This window comes from Escherichia sp. 94.0001, assembly GCF_013369155.2.
GTDB classification, from domain to species: Bacteria; Pseudomonadota; Gammaproteobacteria; order Enterobacterales; family Enterobacteriaceae; genus Escherichia; species Escherichia coli_F.
In genome coordinates this window covers 1-18,728 of sequence record NZ_JABWMS020000022.1, presented here as the reverse complement: position 1 = coordinate 18,728, position 18,728 = coordinate 1, and the positions used below count along the sequence as shown (strand labels likewise).

The following is an 18,728-nucleotide window of genomic DNA, read 5'->3' as shown; positions in this document are numbered from 1 at the left end:
AGCATACATGAGGTTTTGTATAAAAATGGCGGGCGATATCAACGCAGTGTCAGAAATCCGAAACAGTCTCGCCAGGCGATAACCGTCTTGTCGGCGGTTGCGCTGACGTTGCGTCGTGATATCATCAGGGCAGACCGGTTACATCCCCCTAACAAGCTGTTTAAAGAGAAATACTATCATGACGGACAAATTGACCTCCCTTCGTCAGTACACCACCGTAGTGGCCGACACTGGGGACATCGCGGCAATGAAGCTGTATCAACCGCAGGATGCCACAACCAACCCTTCTCTCATTCTTAACGCAGCGCAGATTCCGGAATATCGTAAGTTGATTGATGATGCTGTCGCCTGGGCGAAACAGCAGAGCAACGATCGCGCGCAGCAGATCGTGGACGCGACCGACAAACTGGCAGTAAATATTGGTCTGGAAATCCTGAAACTGGTTCCGGGCCGTATCTCAACTGAGGTTGATGCGCGTCTTTCCTATGACACCGAAGCGTCAATTGCGAAAGCAAAACGCCTGATCAAACTCTACAACGATGCAGGTATTAGCAACGATCGTATTCTGATCAAACTGGCTTCTACCTGGCAGGGTATCCGTGCTGCAGAACAGCTGGAAAAAGAAGGTATCAACTGTAACCTGACCCTGCTGTTCTCCTTCGCTCAGGCTCGTGCTTGTGCGGAAGCAGGCGTGTTCCTGATCTCGCCATTTGTTGGCCGTATTCTTGACTGGTACAAAGCGAATACCGATAAGAAAGAGTACGCTCCGGCAGAAGATCCGGGTGTGGTTTCTGTATCTGAAATCTACCAGTACTACAAAGAGCACGGTTATGAAACCGTGGTTATGGGCGCAAGCTTCCGTAACATCGGCGAAATTCTGGAACTGGCAGGCTGCGACCGTCTGACCATCGCACCGGCACTGCTGAAAGAGCTGGCTGAGAGCGAAGGGGCTATCGAGCGTAAACTGTCTTACACCGGCGAAGTGAAAGCGCGTCCGGCGCGTATCACTGAGTCCGAGTTCCTGTGGCAGCACAACCAGGATCCAATGGCAGTAGATAAACTGGCGGAAGGTATCCGTAAGTTTGCTGTTGACCAGGAAAAACTGGAAAAAATGATCGGCGATCTGCTGTAATCATTCTTAGCGTGACCGGGAAGTCGGTCACGCTACCTCTTCTGAAGCCTGTCTGTCACTCCCTTCGCAGTGTATCATTCTGTTTAACGAGACTGTTTAAACGGAAAAATCTTGATGAATACTTTACGTATTGGCTTAGTTTCCATCTCTGATCGCGCATCCAGCGGCGTTTATCAGGATAAAGGCATCCCTGCACTGGAAGAATGGCTGACATCGGCGCTGACCACGCCGTTTGAACTGGAAACCCGCTTAATCCCCGATGAGCAGGCGATCATTGAGCAAACGTTGTGTGAGCTGGTGGATGAAATGAGTTGCCATCTGGTGCTCACCACGGGCGGAACTGGTCCGGCGCGTCGTGACGTCACGCCCGATGCGACGCTGGCAGTAGCGGACCGCGAGATGCCGGGCTTTGGTGAACAGATGCGCCAAATTAGCCTGCATTTTGTTCCAACCGCGATCCTTTCGCGCCAGGTGGGCGTGATTCGCAAACAAGCACTAATCCTTAACTTACCCGGTCAGCCGAAGTCTATTAAAGAGACGCTGGAAGGGGTGAAGGATGCTGAGGGTAACGTTGTGGTACACGGTATTTTTGCCAGCGTACCGTACTGCATTCAGTTGCTGGAAGGGCCATACGTTGAAACGGCACCGGAAGTGGTTGCAGCATTCAGACCGAAGAGTGCAAGACGCGAAGTTAGCGAATAAAAAAATCCCCCCGAGCGGGGGGATCTCAAAACAATTAGTGGGATTCACCAATCGGCAGAACGGTGCGACCAAACTGCTCATTCAGCACTTCACCCATCGCCAGATAGATTGCGCTGGCACCGCAGATCAGACCAATCCAGCCGGCAAAGTGGATGATCGCGGCATTACCGGCAATATTACCGATCGCCAGCAGGGCAAACAGCACGGTCAGGCTAAAGAAAACGAATTGCAGAACGCGTGCGCCTTTCAGCGTGCCGAAGAACATAAACAGCGTAAATACGCCCCACAGACCAAGGTAGATACCAAGGAACTGTGCATTTGGCGCATCGGTCAGACCCAGTTTCGGCATCAGCAGAATCGCAACCAGCGTCAGCCAGAAAGAACCGTAAGAGGTGAATGCGGTTAAACCGAAAGTGTTGCCTTTTTTGTACTCCAGCAGACCAGCAAAAATTTGCGCGATGCCGCCGTAGAAAATGCCCATTGCAAGAATAATACCGTCAAGAGCGAAATAACCCACGTTGTGCAGGTTAAGCAGAATGGTGGTCATGCCGAAGCCCATCAGGCCCAGCGGTGCCGGATTAGCCAACTTAGTGTTGCCCATAATTCCTCAAAAATCATCATCGAATGAATGGTGAAATAATTTCCCTGAATAACTGTAGTGTTTTCAGGGCGCGGCATAATAATCAGCCAGTGGGGCAGTGTCTACGATCTTTTGAAGGGAAAATGAAAATTTTCCCCGGTTTCCGGTATCAGACCTGAGTGGCACTAACCATCCGGCGCAGGCAGGCGATTTGCAGTACGGCTGGAATCGTCACGCGATAGGCGCTGCCGCTGACCGCTTTAACCCCATTTAGTGCCGCGCCTACAGGGCCTCCCAGCCCCGCGCCGCGCAGCAAACCATGCCCAAGTACGCTCATTGCTGCGTGGGTGCGTAAAATGCGGGTCAATTGGCTGGAAAGCAAATGCGACACGCCTTTTGCCAATAATTTGTCTTTCATCAGCAGCGGCAGCAGCTCTTCCAGCTCATTCACCCTGGCATCGACCGCGTGCAGAAACTCCTGCTTATGTTCCTCGTCCATTTTCTTCCAGGTATTACGCAGAAATTGTTCCAGTAACTGTTGCTCAATTTCAAACGTAGACATCTCTTTGTCGGCTTTCAGCTTCAATCGTTTTGAAACATCGAGCAAAATGGCCCGATACAATTTACCGTGTCCACGCAGTTTGTTGGCGATACTATCGCCACCAAAATGCTGTAATTCTCCGGCAATCAGCTGCCAGTTGCGGCGATGTTGCTCGGGATGTCCTTCCATCGATTTAAACAGTTCGTTGCGCATCAGTACGCTGGAGAGGCGAGTTTTGCCTTTTTCATTATGGGTGAGCAGCCGGGCGAAATTTGCCAATTGTTCCTCACTACAATGCTGGAGAAAATCCAGATCTGAATCATTCAGGTAATTAACATTCATTTTTTGTGGCTTCTATATTCTGGCGTTAGTCGTCGCCGATAATTTTCAGCGTGGCCATATCCGATGAGTTCACCGTATGGCCGGAAAAGGTGATTTTTGAGACGCAGCGTTTATTGTCGTTATCGCTGTTAATGTTGATCCAGTCAGTGGTTTGCCCTTCTTTTATTTCTGAAGGAATATTCAGGCTCTGACTGGCGCTACGGGCGGCTTTGAAATAAACCGATGCACCACTTAACTGTAAATCGCCATGGTCGGCAGAGAGTTGTATACGCTTAACAATGCGGCAAACAGGAAGTTTCAGCGCCAGATCGTTGGTTTCGTTACGCGGCATGGCAATGACGCCGAGGATTTTATGGTTGTTTGCCTGCGCCGTGCAGCACAGCAGCAGGCTAATCGCCAGGCTGGCGGAAAGCGTAAAAACGGATTTCATAAGTATTCTCTTAGTGGGGAGAGGTAGGGGATGAATACCCACTAGTTTACTGCTGATAAAGAGAAGATTCAGGTACGTAATATTTTCTTTTTATTACAATTTTTCTATGAATGTCTTGGCTGCCATTCATTCTTTATATGAATAAAATTGCTGTCAGTTTCGTGTCTTGTTCTGGCATATCGCGAAATTTCTGCGCAAAAGCACAAAAAATTTTTGCATCTCCCCCTTGATGACGTGGGTTACGACCCCATTTAGTAGTCAACCGCAGTGAGTGAGTCTGCAAAAAAATGAAATTGGGCAGTTGAAACCAGACGTTTCGCCCCTATTACAGACTCACAACCACATGATGACCGAATATATAGTGGAGACGTTTAGATGGGTAAAATAATTGGTATCGACCTGGGTACTACCAACTCTTGTGTAGCGATTATGGATGGCACCACTCCGCGAGTGCTGGAGAACGCCGAAGGCGATCGCACCACGCCTTCTATCATTGCCTATACCCAGGATGGTGAAACTCTGGTTGGTCAGCCGGCTAAACGTCAGGCAGTGACGAACCCGCAAAACACCCTGTTTGCGATTAAACGCCTGATTGGCCGCCGCTTCCAGGACGAAGAAGTACAGCGTGATGTTTCCATCATGCCGTTCAAAATTATTGTTGCTGATAACGGCGACGCTTGGGTCGAAGTTAAAGGCCAAAAAATGGCACCGCCGCAGATTTCTGCTGAAGTGCTGAAAAAAATGAAGAAAACCGCGGAGGATTACCTGGGCGAACCGGTAACTGAAGCTGTTATTACCGTACCGGCATACTTTAACGATGCTCAGCGTCAGGCAACCAAAGACGCAGGCCGTATCGCTGGTCTGGAAGTAAAACGTATCATCAACGAACCGACCGCAGCTGCGCTGGCTTATGGTCTGGACAAAGGTACTGGCAACCGTACTATCGCGGTTTATGACCTGGGTGGTGGTACTTTCGATATTTCTATTATCGAAATCGACGAAGTTGACGGCGAAAAAACCTTCGAAGTTCTGGCAACCAACGGTGATACCCACCTGGGTGGTGAAGACTTCGACAGCCGTCTGATTAACTATCTGGTTGAAGAATTCAAGAAAGATCAGGGCATTGACCTGCGCAACGATCCGCTGGCAATGCAGCGCCTGAAAGAAGCGGCAGAAAAAGCGAAAATCGAACTTTCTTCCGCTCAGCAGACCGACGTTAACCTGCCGTATATCACTGCAGACGCGACCGGTCCGAAACACATGAACATCAAAGTGACTCGTGCGAAACTGGAAAGCCTGGTTGAAGACCTGGTAAACCGTTCCATTGAGCCGCTGAAAGTTGCACTGCAGGACGCTGGCCTGTCCGTATCTGATATCGACGACGTTATCCTCGTGGGTGGTCAGACTCGTATGCCAATGGTTCAGAAGAAAGTTGCTGAATTCTTTGGTAAAGAGCCGCGTAAAGACGTTAACCCGGACGAAGCTGTAGCAATCGGCGCTGCTGTTCAGGGTGGTGTTCTGACTGGTGACGTAAAAGACGTACTGCTGCTGGACGTTACCCCGCTGTCTCTGGGTATCGAAACCATGGGCGGTGTGATGACGACGCTGATCGCGAAAAACACCACTATCCCGACCAAGCACAGCCAGGTGTTCTCTACCGCTGAAGATAACCAGTCTGCGGTAACCATCCACGTGCTGCAGGGTGAACGTAAACGTGCAGCTGATAACAAATCTCTGGGTCAGTTCAACCTGGATGGTATCAACCCGGCACCGCGCGGTATGCCGCAGATCGAAGTTACCTTCGATATCGATGCTGACGGTATCCTGCACGTTTCCGCGAAAGATAAAAACAGCGGTAAAGAGCAGAAGATCACCATCAAGGCTTCTTCTGGTCTGAACGAAGATGAAATCCAGAAAATGGTACGCGACGCAGAAGCTAACGCCGAAGCTGACCGTAAGTTTGAAGAGCTGGTACAGACTCGCAACCAGGGCGACCATCTGCTGCACAGCACCCGTAAGCAGGTTGAAGAAGCAGGCGACAAACTGCCGGCTGACGACAAAACTGCTATCGAGTCTGCGCTGACTGCACTGGAAACTGCTCTGAAAGGTGAAGACAAAGCCGCTATCGAAGCGAAAATGCAGGAACTGGCACAGGTTTCCCAGAAACTGATGGAAATCGCCCAGCAGCAACATGCCCAGCAGCAGACTGCCGGTGCTGATGCTTCTGCAAACAACGCGAAAGATGACGATGTTGTCGACGCTGAATTTGAAGAAGTCAAAGACAAAAAATAATCGCCCTATAAACGGGTAATTATACTGACACGGGCGAAGGGGAATTTCCTCTCCGCCCGTGCATTCATCTAGGGGCAATTTAAAAAAGATGGCTAAGCAAGATTATTACGAGATTTTAGGCGTTTCCAAAACAGCGGAAGAGCGTGAAATCAAAAAGGCCTACAAACGCCTGGCCATGAAATACCACCCGGACCGTAACCAGGGTGACAAAGAGGCCGAGGCGAAATTTAAAGAGATCAAGGAAGCTTATGAAGTTCTGACCGACTCGCAAAAACGTGCGGCATACGATCAGTATGGTCATGCTGCGTTTGAGCAAGGCGGCATGGGCGGCGGCGGTTTTGGCGGCGGCGCAGACTTCAGCGATATTTTTGGTGACGTTTTCGGCGATATTTTTGGCGGCGGACGTGGTCGTCAACGTGCGGCGCGCGGTGCTGATTTACGCTATAACATGGAGCTCACCCTCGAAGAAGCTGTACGTGGCGTGACCAAAGAGATCCGCATTCCGACTCTGGAAGAGTGTGACGTTTGCCACGGTAGCGGTGCAAAACCAGGTACACAGCCGCAGACCTGTCCGACCTGTCATGGCTCTGGTCAGGTGCAGATGCGCCAGGGCTTCTTCGCTGTACAGCAGACCTGTCCACACTGTCAGGGCCGCGGTACGCTGATCAAAGATCCGTGCAACAAATGTCATGGTCATGGTCGTGTTGAGCGCAGCAAAACGCTGTCCGTTAAAATCCCGGCAGGAGTGGACACTGGAGACCGCATCCGTCTTGCGGGCGAAGGTGAAGCGGGCGAGCATGGCGCACCGGCAGGCGATCTATACGTTCAGGTTCAGGTTAAACAGCACCCGATTTTCGAGCGTGAAGGCAACAACCTGTATTGCGAAGTCCCGATCAACTTCGCTATGGCAGCGCTGGGTGGCGAAATCGAAGTACCGACCCTTGATGGTCGCGTCAAACTGAAAGTGCCTGGCGAAACCCAGACCGGTAAGCTGTTCCGTATGCGCGGTAAAGGCGTCAAGTCTGTTCGCGGCGGTGCGCAAGGTGACTTGCTGTGCCGCGTTGTCGTCGAAACACCGGTAGGTCTGAACGAGAAGCAGAAACAGCTGCTGCAAGAGCTGCAGGAAAGCTTCGGTGGCCCAACCGGTGAGCACAACAGCCCGCGTTCAAAGAGCTTCTTTGATGGTGTGAAGAAGTTTTTTGACGACCTGACTCGCTAACCTCCCCAAAAGCCTGCCTATGGGCAGGCTTGGGTAAAAATAGGGTGCGTTGAAGATATGCGAGCACCTGTAAAGTGGCGGGGATCACTCCCCGCCGTTGCTCTTACTCGGATTCGTAAGCCGTGAAAACAGCAACCTCCGTCTGGCCAGTTCGGATGTGAACCTCACAGAGGTCTTTTCTCGTTACCAGCGCCGCCACTACGGCGGTGATACAGATGACGATCAGGGCGACAATCATCGCCTTATGCTGCTTCATTGCTCTCTTCTCCTTGACCTTACGGTCAGTAAGAGGCACTCTACATGTGTTCTGCATATAGGGGGCCTCGGGTTGATGGTAAAATATCACTCGGGGCTTTTCTCTATCTGCCGTTCAGCTAATGCCTGAGACAGACAGCCTCAAGCACCCGCCGCTATTATATCGCTCTCTTTAACCCATTCTGTTTTATCGATTCTAATCCTGAAGACGCCTCGCATTTTTGCGTAATTAATCTTTAGTACATTGTTTATTTTAACTCTTATGTGCGTTTTCATTTACAAAAGTTGAGATTATGAACAAGAGGTTTAAGTTATGCCTGAATGGTGAGTTATTACTGGAGAAAGTAATAGAAGATACAAAATATTCTTGTACAGAATTGAATTTTCTTTTTGTGAGGAAAAATGTTTATAAATCAATGAGTGATATTTAAAATCGACACACTTTTTGAAACACGATACCTCCACACCCGGGGGTAAAAGTAATCTGCGATCTCCATCACGCTTTGCCATTCACCTTTAAATATACTTTCTGAGTCGTTCTTAATCAAAATAAATTATCTGATGTATTGATTTCTATGGAACCATAAAAACAATGAATGGAGAGCATATTATATGTCTGCCAAAAGACGGCTTCTTATTGCGTGTGCCCTGACAACGATTTTCTATCATCTTCCTGCATATTCTTCATTAGAATATAAAGGTTCCTTTGGCTCAATAAATGCAGGTTATGCAGACTGGAATAGTGGATTTGTAAATACTCACCGTGGTGAAGTATGGAAAGTGACTGCGGATTTTGGGGTAAATTTTAAAGAAGCAGAATTTTACTCATTTTATGAAAGTAATGTACTCAATCATGCTGTAGCAGGGAGAAATCATACGGTTTCAGCAATGACGCATGTCAGACTCTTTGACTCTGATATGACATTCTTTGGCAAAATTTATGGCCAATGGGATAACTCATGGGGTGACGATCTGGACATGTTTTATGGATTCGGTTACCTCGGCTGGAACGGCGAGTGGGGCTTTTTTAAACCGTATATTGGATTACATAATCAATCTGGTGACTACGTCTCAGCCAAATATGGACAAACAAATGGCTGGAATGGTTATGTTGTTGGCTGGACAGCAGTATTACCTTTTACGTTATTTGACGAAAAATTTGTTTTATCTAACTGGAATGAAATAGAACTGGACAGAAATGATGCCTATGCGGAACAACAATTTGGTCGGAATGGGCTAAATGGCGGTTTAACAGTGGCCTGGAAGTTCTATCCTCGCTGGAAAGCCAGTGTGACGTGGCGTTATTTCGATAATAAGTTGGGCTACGATGGTTTTGGCGATCAAATGATTTATATGCTTGGTTATGATTTCTAATTTTCATCAGGGAATAATTATGCAGAAAACATTAATGGCCAGTTTGATCGGCCTTGCAGTTTGCACAGGGAATGCTTTTAGTCCTGCCTTAGCCGCAGAGGCTAAACAACCTAATTTAGTCATTATTATGGCGGATGATTTAGGTTATGGCGATTTAGCAACATATGGTCATCAGATCGTTAAAACACCTAATATCGACAGGCTTGCCCAGGAAGGGGTCAAATTTACTGACTACTATGCCCCCGCCCCTTTAAGTTCACCTTCACGCGCTGGGCTATTAACCGGCCGGATGCCATTTCGTACTGGAATTCGCTCATGGATTCCTTCAGGCAAAGATGTTGCCTTAGGGCGTAACGAACTCACGATTGCTAATCTACTCAAAGCGCAAGTGTACGACACGGCAATGATGGGTAAGCTGCATCTGAATGCAGGCGGCGATCGCACCGATCAGCCACAAGCACAAGATATGGGCTTTGATTACTCACTGGTTAATACGGCGGGTTTTGTTACCGACGCTACTCTGGATAATGCGAAGGAGCGTCCCCGTTTTGGCATGGTGTATCCGACGGGTTGGTTGCGTAACGGGCAACCCACACCTCGTGCCGATAAAATGAGTGGTGAGTATGTCAGTTCGGAAGTCGTTAACTGGTTGGATAACAAAAAGGATAGTAAGCCTTTCTTCCTTTATGTCGCTTTTACCGAAGTGCATAGCCCCCTGGCTTCGCCCAAAAAATACCTCGACATGTACTCACAATATATGAGCGCGTATCAGAAGCAGCATCCTGATTTATTTTATGGCGACTGGGCGGATAAACCCTGGCGTGGTGTGGGGGAATATTATGCCAACATCAGTTATCTGGATGCTCAGGTTGGAAAAGTACTGGATAAAATCAAAGCGATGGGTGAAGAAGATAACACCATCGTTATTTTTACCAGTGATAACGGCCCAGTAACCCGTGAAGCACGTAAAGTTTATGAACTGAATTTGGCAGGGGAAACTGATGGATTACGTGGTCGCAAGGATAATCTTTGGGAAGGCGGCATCCGTGTTCCGGCGATTATTAAATACGGAAAGCATCTTCCAAAGGGAATGGTTTCAGATACTCCCGTTTATGGTCTGGACTGGATGCCTACGCTGGCGAAAATGATGAACTTCAAATTACCGACGGACCGCACTTTTGATGGCGAATCGTTGGTTCCTGTCCTTGAGAACAAGGCGCTAAAACGTGAAAAGCCATTAATCTTCGGAATTGACATGCCATTCCAGGATGATCCAACCGACGAATGGGCGATACGTGATGGTGACTGGAAAATGATCATCGATCGTAACAATAAGCCAAAGTACCTATACAACCTCAAAACCGATCGTTTTGAGACCATTAATCAGATAGGTAAAAATCCAGACATTGAAAAACAAATGTATGGTAATTTCTTAAAGTATAAAGCCGATATTGATAATGATTCATTAATGAAAGCCAGAGGTGATAAACCGGAAGCGGTAACCTGGGGCTAACCTGGTAACCATAATAAATGTAATGTATGCCTTTCAGGGCTATGCCCGCCTGATTCAATGTTACACATTGAATCAGGTTCTTTTCTTTGACATATGACGATAATATCCGGGTATTCGCAGGGAGTGAATATGTTTACCAACGTAAATGTTGATTGTTGCAAAACACCAAGATGCAAAAACCTGGGGTTGTTGAATAGTCAGAATTATATTGCACAAGGCAAAAATATTTTATGTCGGGAATGCGGTTACTTGTTTCCTGTGATATCTGAACGATCTCTTAATATTTATCGTAATCGTGTTAATCATTCATGGAGAGGGTTGGTTCCACAATGTTCAGCTTGCGGAAGCACATCTCTGAAAAAGTATGGCTATTCAGCTCAGGGGCAGAGGAGAATGTATTGTCATCATTGTTCCAGAACTTTTATCACTCTGGATCATGTAAATACAACGCCGCGAAGAACACATTTAGCATTGATGATTGAGCAAGGGGCCTCACTTGCAGATATCCGTAAATTATTACTTCTTAATAGCACAGGGCTTAACCGTGAGTTGATGAAACTAGCCCGGGAAGTAAACTATAAAGAAAGTTGCCAGTACTCTTCTGCTTCTGATATTTCTCTCGCTACCCGCGCTTTTCGCGTAAAGTTTAACGGTAGTAACAACTATCTTTATAGTCTTGTTACCGCAGAAGAACAAAGCGGTAGAGTCGTCGCTATTTCAACAAATTATTCTTCATCAGCGGTAGAGTCGCATTATCAATATGCATCAAGTTATGAAGAGCGTTTGTCTCCAGGTACACTGGCGCATCACGTACAACGCAAGGAGTTACTTACTATGCGGCGTGATACCTTATTTGATATTGATTATGGTCGGGCGATATTACATCAAAACGATCCGGGGATGCTGGTGAAACCGGTTCTTCCGGCATATCGCCATTTTGAACTGGTTAGAGCACTGACTGAAGCATATTCTATAAATATTCAACACTACCTTGATCACGAGTGCTTTATATTAGGCGGTTGTCTGATGGCTAACTTACAGCACATTCATCAAAGCCGGTGCCATATTTCCTTTGTGAAAGAACGCGGCGAGAAAACGACTCATTATGATACGCCGCCGCGGTTATTTTTGAGTGGTGGCGTGAGAAATAATGTCTGGCGTGCATTTTCCGCCCGTGATTATTCAATGGCTGTTTGTAACCTTACAGGAAACAAGAAAGCAAATGAAATGCGGTATTCGACGTTGGCAAGCGCGACTCGTTTTATCAACTTCCTGGAGGCTCATCCCTTTCTACCCTCATTAAACCGAATGTCGCCTGCCAATGTTGTCTCAACATTAGATATTTTCAAGCATCTCTGGAATAAACAGCTATAGCACAGTGCGATTTTATTATTACTTTTCCTAATTAATCCCTCAGAAATCCTGACCTTAAGCTATGATTATCAGGGCTTAGGGTCACATGTCAGCGCTTACAGCCGTCAAAAACTCATCTCATCACTGATGACGCAAATCCTTCAATGGCTCGTAAAAAACGAATTATTCCTACACTATAATCTGATTTTAACGATGATTTGTGCGGGATAAAATAGTAAAAACGATCTATTCACCTGAAAGAGAAATAAAAAGTGAAACATCTGCATCGATTCTTTAGCAGTGATGCCTCGGGAGGCATTATTCTTATCATTGCCGCTATCCTGGCGATGATTATGGCCAATAGCGGCGCAACCAGTGGATGGTATCACGACTTTCTGGAGACGCCGGTTCAGCTCCGGGTTGGTTCACTCGAAATCAACAAAAACATGCTGTTATGGATAAATGACGCGCTGATGGCGGTATTTTTCCTGTTAGTTGGTTTGGAAGTTAAACGTGAACTGATGCAAGGATCGCTAGCCAGCTTACGCCAGGCCGCATTTCCAGTTATCGCCGCTATTGGTGGGATGATTGTGCCAGCATTGCTCTATCTGGCCTTTAACTATGCCGATCCGATTACCCGCGAAGGGTGGGCGATCCCGGCGGCTACTGACATAGCCTTTGCACTTGGTGTGCTGGCGCTGTTGGGAAGTCGTGTTCCGTTAGCGCTGAAGATCTTTTTGATGGCTCTGGCTATTATCGACGATCTTGGGGCCATCATTATCATCGCATTGTTCTACACTAATGACTTATCGATGGCCTCTCTTGGCGTCGCGGCCGTTGCAATTGCCGTACTCGCGGTACTGAATCTGTGTGGTGTACGCCGCACGGGCGTTTATATTCTGGTTGGTGTGGTGTTGTGGACTGCGGTGTTGAAATCGGGGGTTCACGCAACACTGGCGGGGGTAATTGTCGGCTTCTTTATTCCTTTGAAAGAGAAGCATGGGCGTTCTCCAGCGAAGCGACTGGAGCATGTGTTGCACCCGTGGGTGGCATATCTGATTTTGCCGCTGTTTGCATTTGCTAATGCTGGCGTTTCACTGCAAGGCGTCACGCTGGATGGCTTGACCTCCATTCTGCCATTGGGGATCATCGCTGGCTTGCTGATTGGCAAACCGCTGGGGATTAGTCTGTTCTGCTGGTTGGCGCTGCGTTTGAAACTGGCGCATCTGCCTGAGGGAACGACTTATCAGCAAATTATGGCGGTGGGGATCCTGTGCGGTATCGGTTTTACTATGTCTATCTTTATTGCCAGCCTGGCCTTTGGTAGCGTAGATCCAGAACTGATTAATTGGGCGAAACTCGGTATCCTGGTCGGTTCTATCTCTTCGGCGGTAATTGGCTACAGCTGGTTACGCGTTCGTTTACGTCCATCAGTTTGACAGGACGGTTTACCGGGGAGCCATAAACGGCTCCCTTTTCATTATTATCAGGGAGAGAAATGAGCATGTCTCATATCAATTACAACCACTTGTATTACTTCTGGCATGTCTATAAAGAAGGTTCCGTGGTTGGCGCAGCGGAGGCGCTTTATTTAACACCACAAACCATTACCGGGCAGATCCGGGCGCTGGAAGAGCGCCTGCAAGGTAAACTATTTAAGCGCAAGGGACGTGGTCTCGAACCCAGCGAACTGGGAGAGCTGGTCTATCGCTATGCCGATAAAATGTTTACCTTAAGCCAGGAAATGCTGGATATCGTGAACTATCGCAAAGAGTCCAATTTATTGTTTGACGTTGGCGTGGCTGATGCACTTTCCAAACGCCTGGTCAGTAGCGTACTGAACGCCGCAGTGGTAGAAGGTGAGCCGATTCATCTTCGCTGCTTCGAATCCACCCACGAAATGCTGCTGGAGCAATTAAGTCAGCATAAACTGGATATGATCATTTCCGATTGCCCGATAGATTCTACGCAGCAGGAAGGCCTGTTCTCCGTGAGAATTGGCGAATGTGGCGTGAGCTTCTGGTGTACAAATCCACCACCGGAAAAACCATTCCCGGCTTGTCTGGAAGAACGGCGGCTTTTGATTCCTGGACGGCGTTCAATGTTGGGACGCAAATTGCTTAACTGGTTTAACTCCCAGGGATTAAACGTAGAAATCCTTGGCGAGTTTGATGATGCCGCATTAATGAAAGCTTTTGGTGCGATGCACAATGCAATCTTCGTTGCTCCAACGCTTTATGCATATGACTTTTATGCCGATAAAACTGTCGTGGAAATTGGTCGCGTAGAAAATGTGATGGAAGAGTACCATGCCATTTTTGCTGAGCGGATGATTCAGCATCCAGCGGTACAGCGAATCTGCAATACGGATTATTCTGCGCTTTTTAGTCCTGCGGCGCGTTAATCGGCAACTCCCCCAAAGTTAAGGTGGGGGAGATAGATTAGTTGTATATAACCACAATTTTGACTCGGCTCATTATTTGCCCGCTTGAGACATTATTTCCATATGTACGCGGGCGAATAAAAAGAGGAATCTGATTACTTCCTTCATGGGGATGCTGAAAAGCATAGCTATTGCTTTTGCCATACAGGATTTCATTCGTATCATCATTCGAGAGTTGAAAGCCTACTTGACCAGCACCTTCCTCACTATTTTCTAACTCATTTTTTAATATGCTGCTCCCTGACTCCTGTATCGTCACTGGTTCAAAGTAATATTCAACTTCGCTGGGTTCAAAAACTAATTCACCTTGCTCGCCCTGGATGCAGTCAAATCTTATATGATGAAACTGATAATTTTCACTATTGATACGAGACAGTACAAATCGTCCAGTGTCGATGGATTTGTCTTCAAAACCACAAGTCATTAAGTTAACCTGTAAAATGGTATTTAAATTAAAGTTAAAGCGGACGCTGTTACAATTAGTATTACTCCCTATGCATGAGCTCACTTCAATTTCGAACAACAAAGGAAAAGGTGCCCCTGGAAAAATATCTGAGATATAAGAATTATCTGGTAACGAAGTAATAGAATATGGAATCGTGAAATTTATTGCAGATAAGATTTCTTCTAAATTATAAGATGATTTGCCGGGTAGTTCTATTTTTTTACCGTTAGATTCAAAAGGAAAATTAATAATATAATGACGACCCCCCCACTTTAAACCTTAAGGCGTTCAGTGTTAAAAAATGAACTTTAATGGCGTTGGTCGTATCTTGCAAATCCGCACACTCAATGATATTTCCAGTGTTTTCAATTTTTTCAACAGCGAGATTACCTTTCACATTAAGTGGTTTTAGAGTGTAAGTTCCACGTTGTTCACCGACATTGGTCAGTGTACAGGGAGCACTTTGCACAATAAAAGAATATAGACTCAAGGAGAGCAATAAAAGCCACTTCATAGTAAACTCCTTTTACTGACATATATATGTTTTATTTTCATCGATAACGTTTTTAAAAGTAATGGTACAAAATAAGTTCTGTTCATCGTTGAGAGCAATTTTTATGCCGGTGGATAAAGGTTGCATGATATTGGCAGAAAGGCTGTTTTTTCTGCCATTATCATAAAAATGATCATAATCACTCTGATGATTGTTTTTATCATTTTGGTGAAGATGGTCGCTGAATGTTCTATAATCCTGTGAAGCATAACGCCATGCGGCTACGCTAAAGCGAGTAGCCGTGTGCACTAAATATTTATTATAGGCGACCTGATAGCTTGTACCTTCGTGTATTTTATCATTATTTAACTTACTACTCGATCGGGTAGCGTCAAAAGAAATAGCACCCAGCGGTGTATTCCAACCATTTCCTAACGTTATTGCATTATAGTTATCGGTTAAAATCGTACCGCCATACAGTGTCACAAGATTGTTGAGGCCATATAAATAATTTGCCTCAAGAAAGTCCTCCTGATTGTTTACACCATATATCTTACTGCGTCCGGCGATAAAATCGAAATTTGAAACACCTGGTTACAGCATGTTGGGCACGGAAGAGTAGGGCACCAAAAAGGAATGAACACTACCATCTGCTTCTTTTATGCTGACATCGAGATCAGAGCCGCTGCCCGAAAGTTGCAAATCTGCGATAGTAAATGGTCCCGGGGGAACCTCTTTTTGGTAAATGATGTAGCCATTTTGCGAAACCGTTATCAATGCATTACTTTGCGCAATACCTTGTACTAAAGGTGTAAAGCTCTGCATGGAATCAGGTAACATTTGCATATCGCGAAATAAGCGTATTCCGCTAAATCGCAGAGAGTCGAATATGAGTGAGGATGTATAATTTTCTCCTATCTGAATTGTGCTTAATATTTGCGACCAGCCATGTTCCAGGTAAAGAGTATTACTTTGCCATGTGCCTTTCATATCATCAGGTTTGCTATAGCTGGCATCAGAGTGTATCTGCCAACTAAATAAATTTAATCCGCTGTTAAATCGGCCATAACTGGCTGTATTACTGTTATTATTGCTGTCATAAGAGCGATACTGACTTAAATTATAGGAGGTATAAAAAGCATCAATGCCGCGATCCCAACTTTCTGGGGGAACGTAGCCTCTTTCAAGTTCAATGATATACGCCTGTGGGATCGTTAAATTTAGTCGGTGTTCACTGATATTGACCACCATGAACCGCTTCATCCAGTGAAATACAATTATCTTCTGTATTGATCTTATCGGTCTTCACCCCCAGTTTGGTGAACAGCTCCTCAGGCAGACATGGTTTGGTTGGTGACTCTGGGATCATGATATCTTGTTTTCCACGCCACTGGTGGTTTACATAAACATCAAGTTCGTAGTTTCCTGGAAGCGGTTGTTTATTATCTAAATGATATTCAGAAACTTTTTCTCCTCTCATGCCGCCGATCATAAAGTGTGTATCAAAAGTTTCTTCAGCATAACCTGGAAAAGAATACAAAATAATAATTGCAGCGACCCATCGTGTCGTCCTTAACATGACTTTTACCTGTTATTTTGCAGCGATTTTACTATTGATATTATTCCCGTAATCATCAACTACCGTTAGTTCATACTCTGAGGCGTTGTTATTTTTTAATGTAATGTCGTTATTAGAAAATGGAGGTAGTAATATACTTTCATTATTAACTTTCACATTTTGGGCTTTGATAGTTGTAATCGTTATCCAGTTCGCTGTTTCATTGTTTATTGAGATGGCATTATCTTTCTTTTTGATATTTAATTGAGACAGGCTTTTTTTATCTACCGGCGCTACTCCTTCGGGACGCCAAAATAACTTTATACGGTTTTGTAATGCAAGTTTAATTTTGTTTTTTCCAGCATTTTGTGGGTTGTTTGGAGGGATGTCTATAACATTTAGATAAAATAAACTTTCTTTATTGTGAGGTAAATTGTTTGGCATTTTTTTATTTTTAGTTGTTGGCCAGAACCTCCTGCTACACGACTTACTAGCGGAGTGAGAATAAATGGGACCTGAATTTTTTCTGGCGCGATAGTTGTGTTTCCATCATCGATCCATGCCTGAATCAAAGAGGCATTTTTGCTTTGATTCATTAACTGTACGAGAACTTCTCTGTTTTTTCTGGATAGATAATACGCGTACCATAGATGACCACACCCGCATGAACAGGTAAAATAAAAAATGACATCAGCAATGCTGTTATAATTCTCATGTAATCACTCCGTAAATAATACCGGTAGCAGAGCTACCGGCATAAAAATTTTAATCTGCACTGATTTTAATCGTCACGGTTGACTCCACGGAACCTTTTGTTACAGGATCGGTACTTGTACGCTCATATTGTGCAATTATATTAAGAAAATATTGTCCAGAACCATTATCTTTCAGCGGTGTTTTTACACCTGGCAATATTCTTGTCATATTTCCATCACCGAGGAAAAAGGCAAAGCCAACGTTTTCAGCAGTTCCTTTATTCAACGTAAAGTTATTAGCATCAAACTCTGAGGCTAATACTTCGATATTTGGTGCTGTATTGCCATCACACTGAATTTCTAAGTCATGAGCGGTTGAACCGGTTTTTAAAGTATAGATTTCATTATTAATAAGTTGATTCATTGCACTGGTTACAACATCTTCGACAACAATATCGGTTGTTGAATCACCATTAACAAAGTAACACGTTGTATCAACAACTTCTCCTCCAACGGTTAGTGTTCCTTGATCGACATCCTTGGCGAAGGTTGTTACGCTGAATATCAACGTTGTCGCCACGAACGGAATAATATACTTTTTCATAAATCATTCTTAATTGACTAGTATGGAAGGTTACTCATTTTCAAACCTGATTATGTGATCAGGTTGTTAGTATTTATATTAATGTTTAAGTTTTTAAATTTTTGATGTGAAGTTGATGAAATGTTGAAAGTTTAATATTCTTCGTTGCTCGCTTCTTTATAAAAGTTCTGGGGTTCACTCATTAGAGTGAAGAGTAGGATATTTGAGTGCATGTTTCAGGTTTTTTTATTTCTCTGCAGTGAATTAATATACATCAGATGTAATTTTATTCTGAATAACATCTTTCTTTGGGGGGGGATCCTGATGAGGGATGTTTGTCATAAGGAACATACTTTCATTGATGCTCTGAAGGTATTTACTCATTTCCGGAGATGTTTTGTCGTAATCGTGCATATACTTACTCAATTCTTGATACACATCATTATTTAGCGTTACATTGTCGCGAACTAATGTTTGAACCAATGGAATCAAAATTTCGAAACGAGACGCTTTGTCATCAATACTTCCCAGTGTTTTGAATACTCCTGTATATATGTTACCTAAGTACTTATTGACAAGTTGAGTGGTCCATCGAACAGGCATAATATCTTCACAGAGAAGGTTTTTTATTTTTGTTTTAATGAAGAATACTCCAAATATATTACATTTTTTTAAGAAAAGATTATTTATTTCTCCATTGAAAAAGGTTGTGTTTGATAAGTCACTTTCAAAGCATGATATATTTGATAATATACAAGTGGAATAATAACCATATGTC

General features: G+C 45.1%; 14 protein-coding genes and 4 pseudogenes. 9 read left to right on the top strand and 9 right to left on the bottom strand.

Annotated elements, in window-relative coordinates; translation table 11 throughout:
• Positions 1 to 178: 178 nt before the first annotated feature.
• Both tal and mog read left to right on the top strand, forming a co-directional pair.
• Positions 179 to 1,132: a transaldolase gene (gene tal / locus HEN33_RS12570; RefSeq protein WP_000130187.1), complete on the top strand. Its 954-nt coding sequence runs from the start codon at positions 179 to 181 to the stop codon at positions 1,130 to 1,132.
• A 114-nt stretch (positions 1,133 to 1,246) separates the two neighbouring features.
• Complete coding sequence (gene mog / locus HEN33_RS12565; RefSeq protein WP_001094685.1) at positions 1,247 to 1,834, top strand: molybdopterin adenylyltransferase; 588 nt, start codon at positions 1,247 to 1,249, stop codon at positions 1,832 to 1,834.
• A gap of 34 nt (positions 1,835 to 1,868) precedes the next feature.
• Here mog and satP read toward each other — a convergent pair whose 3' ends face one another.
• From satP to HEN33_RS12550, 3 genes are all read right to left on the bottom strand, one after another.
• Complete coding sequence (satP, locus tag HEN33_RS12560) at positions 1,869 to 2,435, bottom strand: acetate uptake transporter (protein ID WP_087900540.1); 567 nt, start codon at positions 2,433 to 2,435, stop codon at positions 1,869 to 1,871.
• A 148-nt stretch (positions 2,436 to 2,583) separates the two neighbouring features.
• Positions 2,584 to 3,297, bottom strand: a complete 714-nt coding sequence (gene msyB / locus HEN33_RS12555; protein ID WP_001102367.1) for an acidic protein MsyB — start codon at positions 3,295 to 3,297, stop codon at positions 2,584 to 2,586.
• Between the two features lie 25 nt (positions 3,298 to 3,322).
• Complete coding sequence (locus tag HEN33_RS12550) at positions 3,323 to 3,727, bottom strand: DUF2541 family protein (protein ID WP_033870795.1); 405 nt, start codon at positions 3,725 to 3,727, stop codon at positions 3,323 to 3,325.
• A 375-nt stretch (positions 3,728 to 4,102) separates the two neighbouring features.
• On the opposite strand from HEN33_RS12550, the gene dnaK reads away from it, so the two are divergent.
• A complete protein-coding gene (gene dnaK, locus HEN33_RS12545; RefSeq protein ID WP_096266740.1) occupies positions 4,103 to 6,019 on the top strand; it encodes a molecular chaperone DnaK in 1,917 nt (638 codons plus the stop codon).
• Between the two features lie 88 nt (positions 6,020 to 6,107).
• Positions 6,108 to 7,238 (top strand): molecular chaperone DnaJ, encoded by a 1,131-nt coding sequence (gene dnaJ / locus HEN33_RS12540; RefSeq protein WP_001118464.1) that lies wholly within the window; start codon positions 6,108 to 6,110, stop codon positions 7,236 to 7,238.
• Positions 7,239 to 7,341: 103 nt separating this feature from the next.
• Here the strand turns inward: dnaJ and mokC are convergent, their stop codons facing one another.
• Positions 7,342 to 7,494: a type I toxin-antitoxin system toxin MokC gene (gene mokC, locus HEN33_RS12535; RefSeq protein ID WP_000809168.1), complete on the bottom strand. Its 153-nt coding sequence runs from the start codon at positions 7,492 to 7,494 to the stop codon at positions 7,342 to 7,344.
• Positions 7,495 to 8,105: 611 nt separating this feature from the next.
• Between mokC and HEN33_RS12530 the strand changes: the two genes are divergently transcribed.
• The 5 genes from HEN33_RS12530 (at position 8,106) to nhaR (ending at position 14,137) form a co-directional block, all read left to right on the top strand.
• Positions 8,106 to 8,867: an outer membrane protein OmpK gene (locus HEN33_RS12530; RefSeq protein ID WP_176263804.1), complete on the top strand. Its 762-nt coding sequence runs from the start codon at positions 8,106 to 8,108 to the stop codon at positions 8,865 to 8,867.
• Positions 8,868 to 8,886: 19 nt separating this feature from the next.
• Positions 8,887 to 10,380 carry a sulfatase family protein gene (locus HEN33_RS12525; protein ID WP_176263805.1) on the top strand — a complete coding sequence of 498 codons (1,494 nt, stop codon included), beginning with the start codon at positions 8,887 to 8,889 and terminating at the stop codon, positions 10,378 to 10,380.
• Between the two features lie 129 nt (positions 10,381 to 10,509).
• A complete protein-coding gene (locus tag HEN33_RS12520; protein WP_176263806.1) occupies positions 10,510 to 11,754 on the top strand; it encodes an IS1 family transposase in 1,245 nt (414 codons plus the stop codon).
• Between the two features lie 251 nt (positions 11,755 to 12,005).
• Positions 12,006 to 13,172, top strand: coding sequence for a Na+/H+ antiporter NhaA (gene nhaA, locus HEN33_RS12515; RefSeq protein WP_000681360.1), 1,167 nt, complete (start codon positions 12,006 to 12,008; stop codon positions 13,170 to 13,172).
• A gap of 65 nt (positions 13,173 to 13,237) precedes the next feature.
• Positions 13,238 to 14,137: a transcriptional activator NhaR gene (gene nhaR / locus HEN33_RS12510; protein ID WP_001300855.1), complete on the top strand. Its 900-nt coding sequence runs from the start codon at positions 13,238 to 13,240 to the stop codon at positions 14,135 to 14,137.
• 37 nt (positions 14,138 to 14,174) lie between these two features.
• On the opposite strand, the pseudogene HEN33_RS12505 reads toward nhaR, so the two are convergent.
• The 5 genes and pseudogenes from HEN33_RS12505 to HEN33_RS12480 form a co-directional block, all read right to left on the bottom strand.
• Positions 14,175 to 15,135: pseudogene (locus HEN33_RS12505) on the bottom strand (fimbrial family protein).
• A 102-nt stretch (positions 15,136 to 15,237) separates the two neighbouring features.
• A pseudogene (locus HEN33_RS26345) lies at positions 15,238 to 16,693 on the bottom strand (fimbria/pilus outer membrane usher protein); the annotation flags it as partial.
• A 12-nt stretch (positions 16,694 to 16,705) separates the two neighbouring features.
• Positions 16,706 to 17,387, bottom strand: a pseudogene (locus tag HEN33_RS12490) (fimbria/pilus periplasmic chaperone).
• 50 nt (positions 17,388 to 17,437) lie between these two features.
• Positions 17,438 to 17,971: a fimbrial protein gene (locus HEN33_RS12485; protein ID WP_176263168.1), complete on the bottom strand. Its 534-nt coding sequence runs from the start codon at positions 17,969 to 17,971 to the stop codon at positions 17,438 to 17,440.
• Positions 17,972 to 18,214: 243 nt separating this feature from the next.
• Positions 18,215 to 18,728, bottom strand: a pseudogene (locus HEN33_RS12480) (pentapeptide repeat-containing protein); the annotation flags it as partial.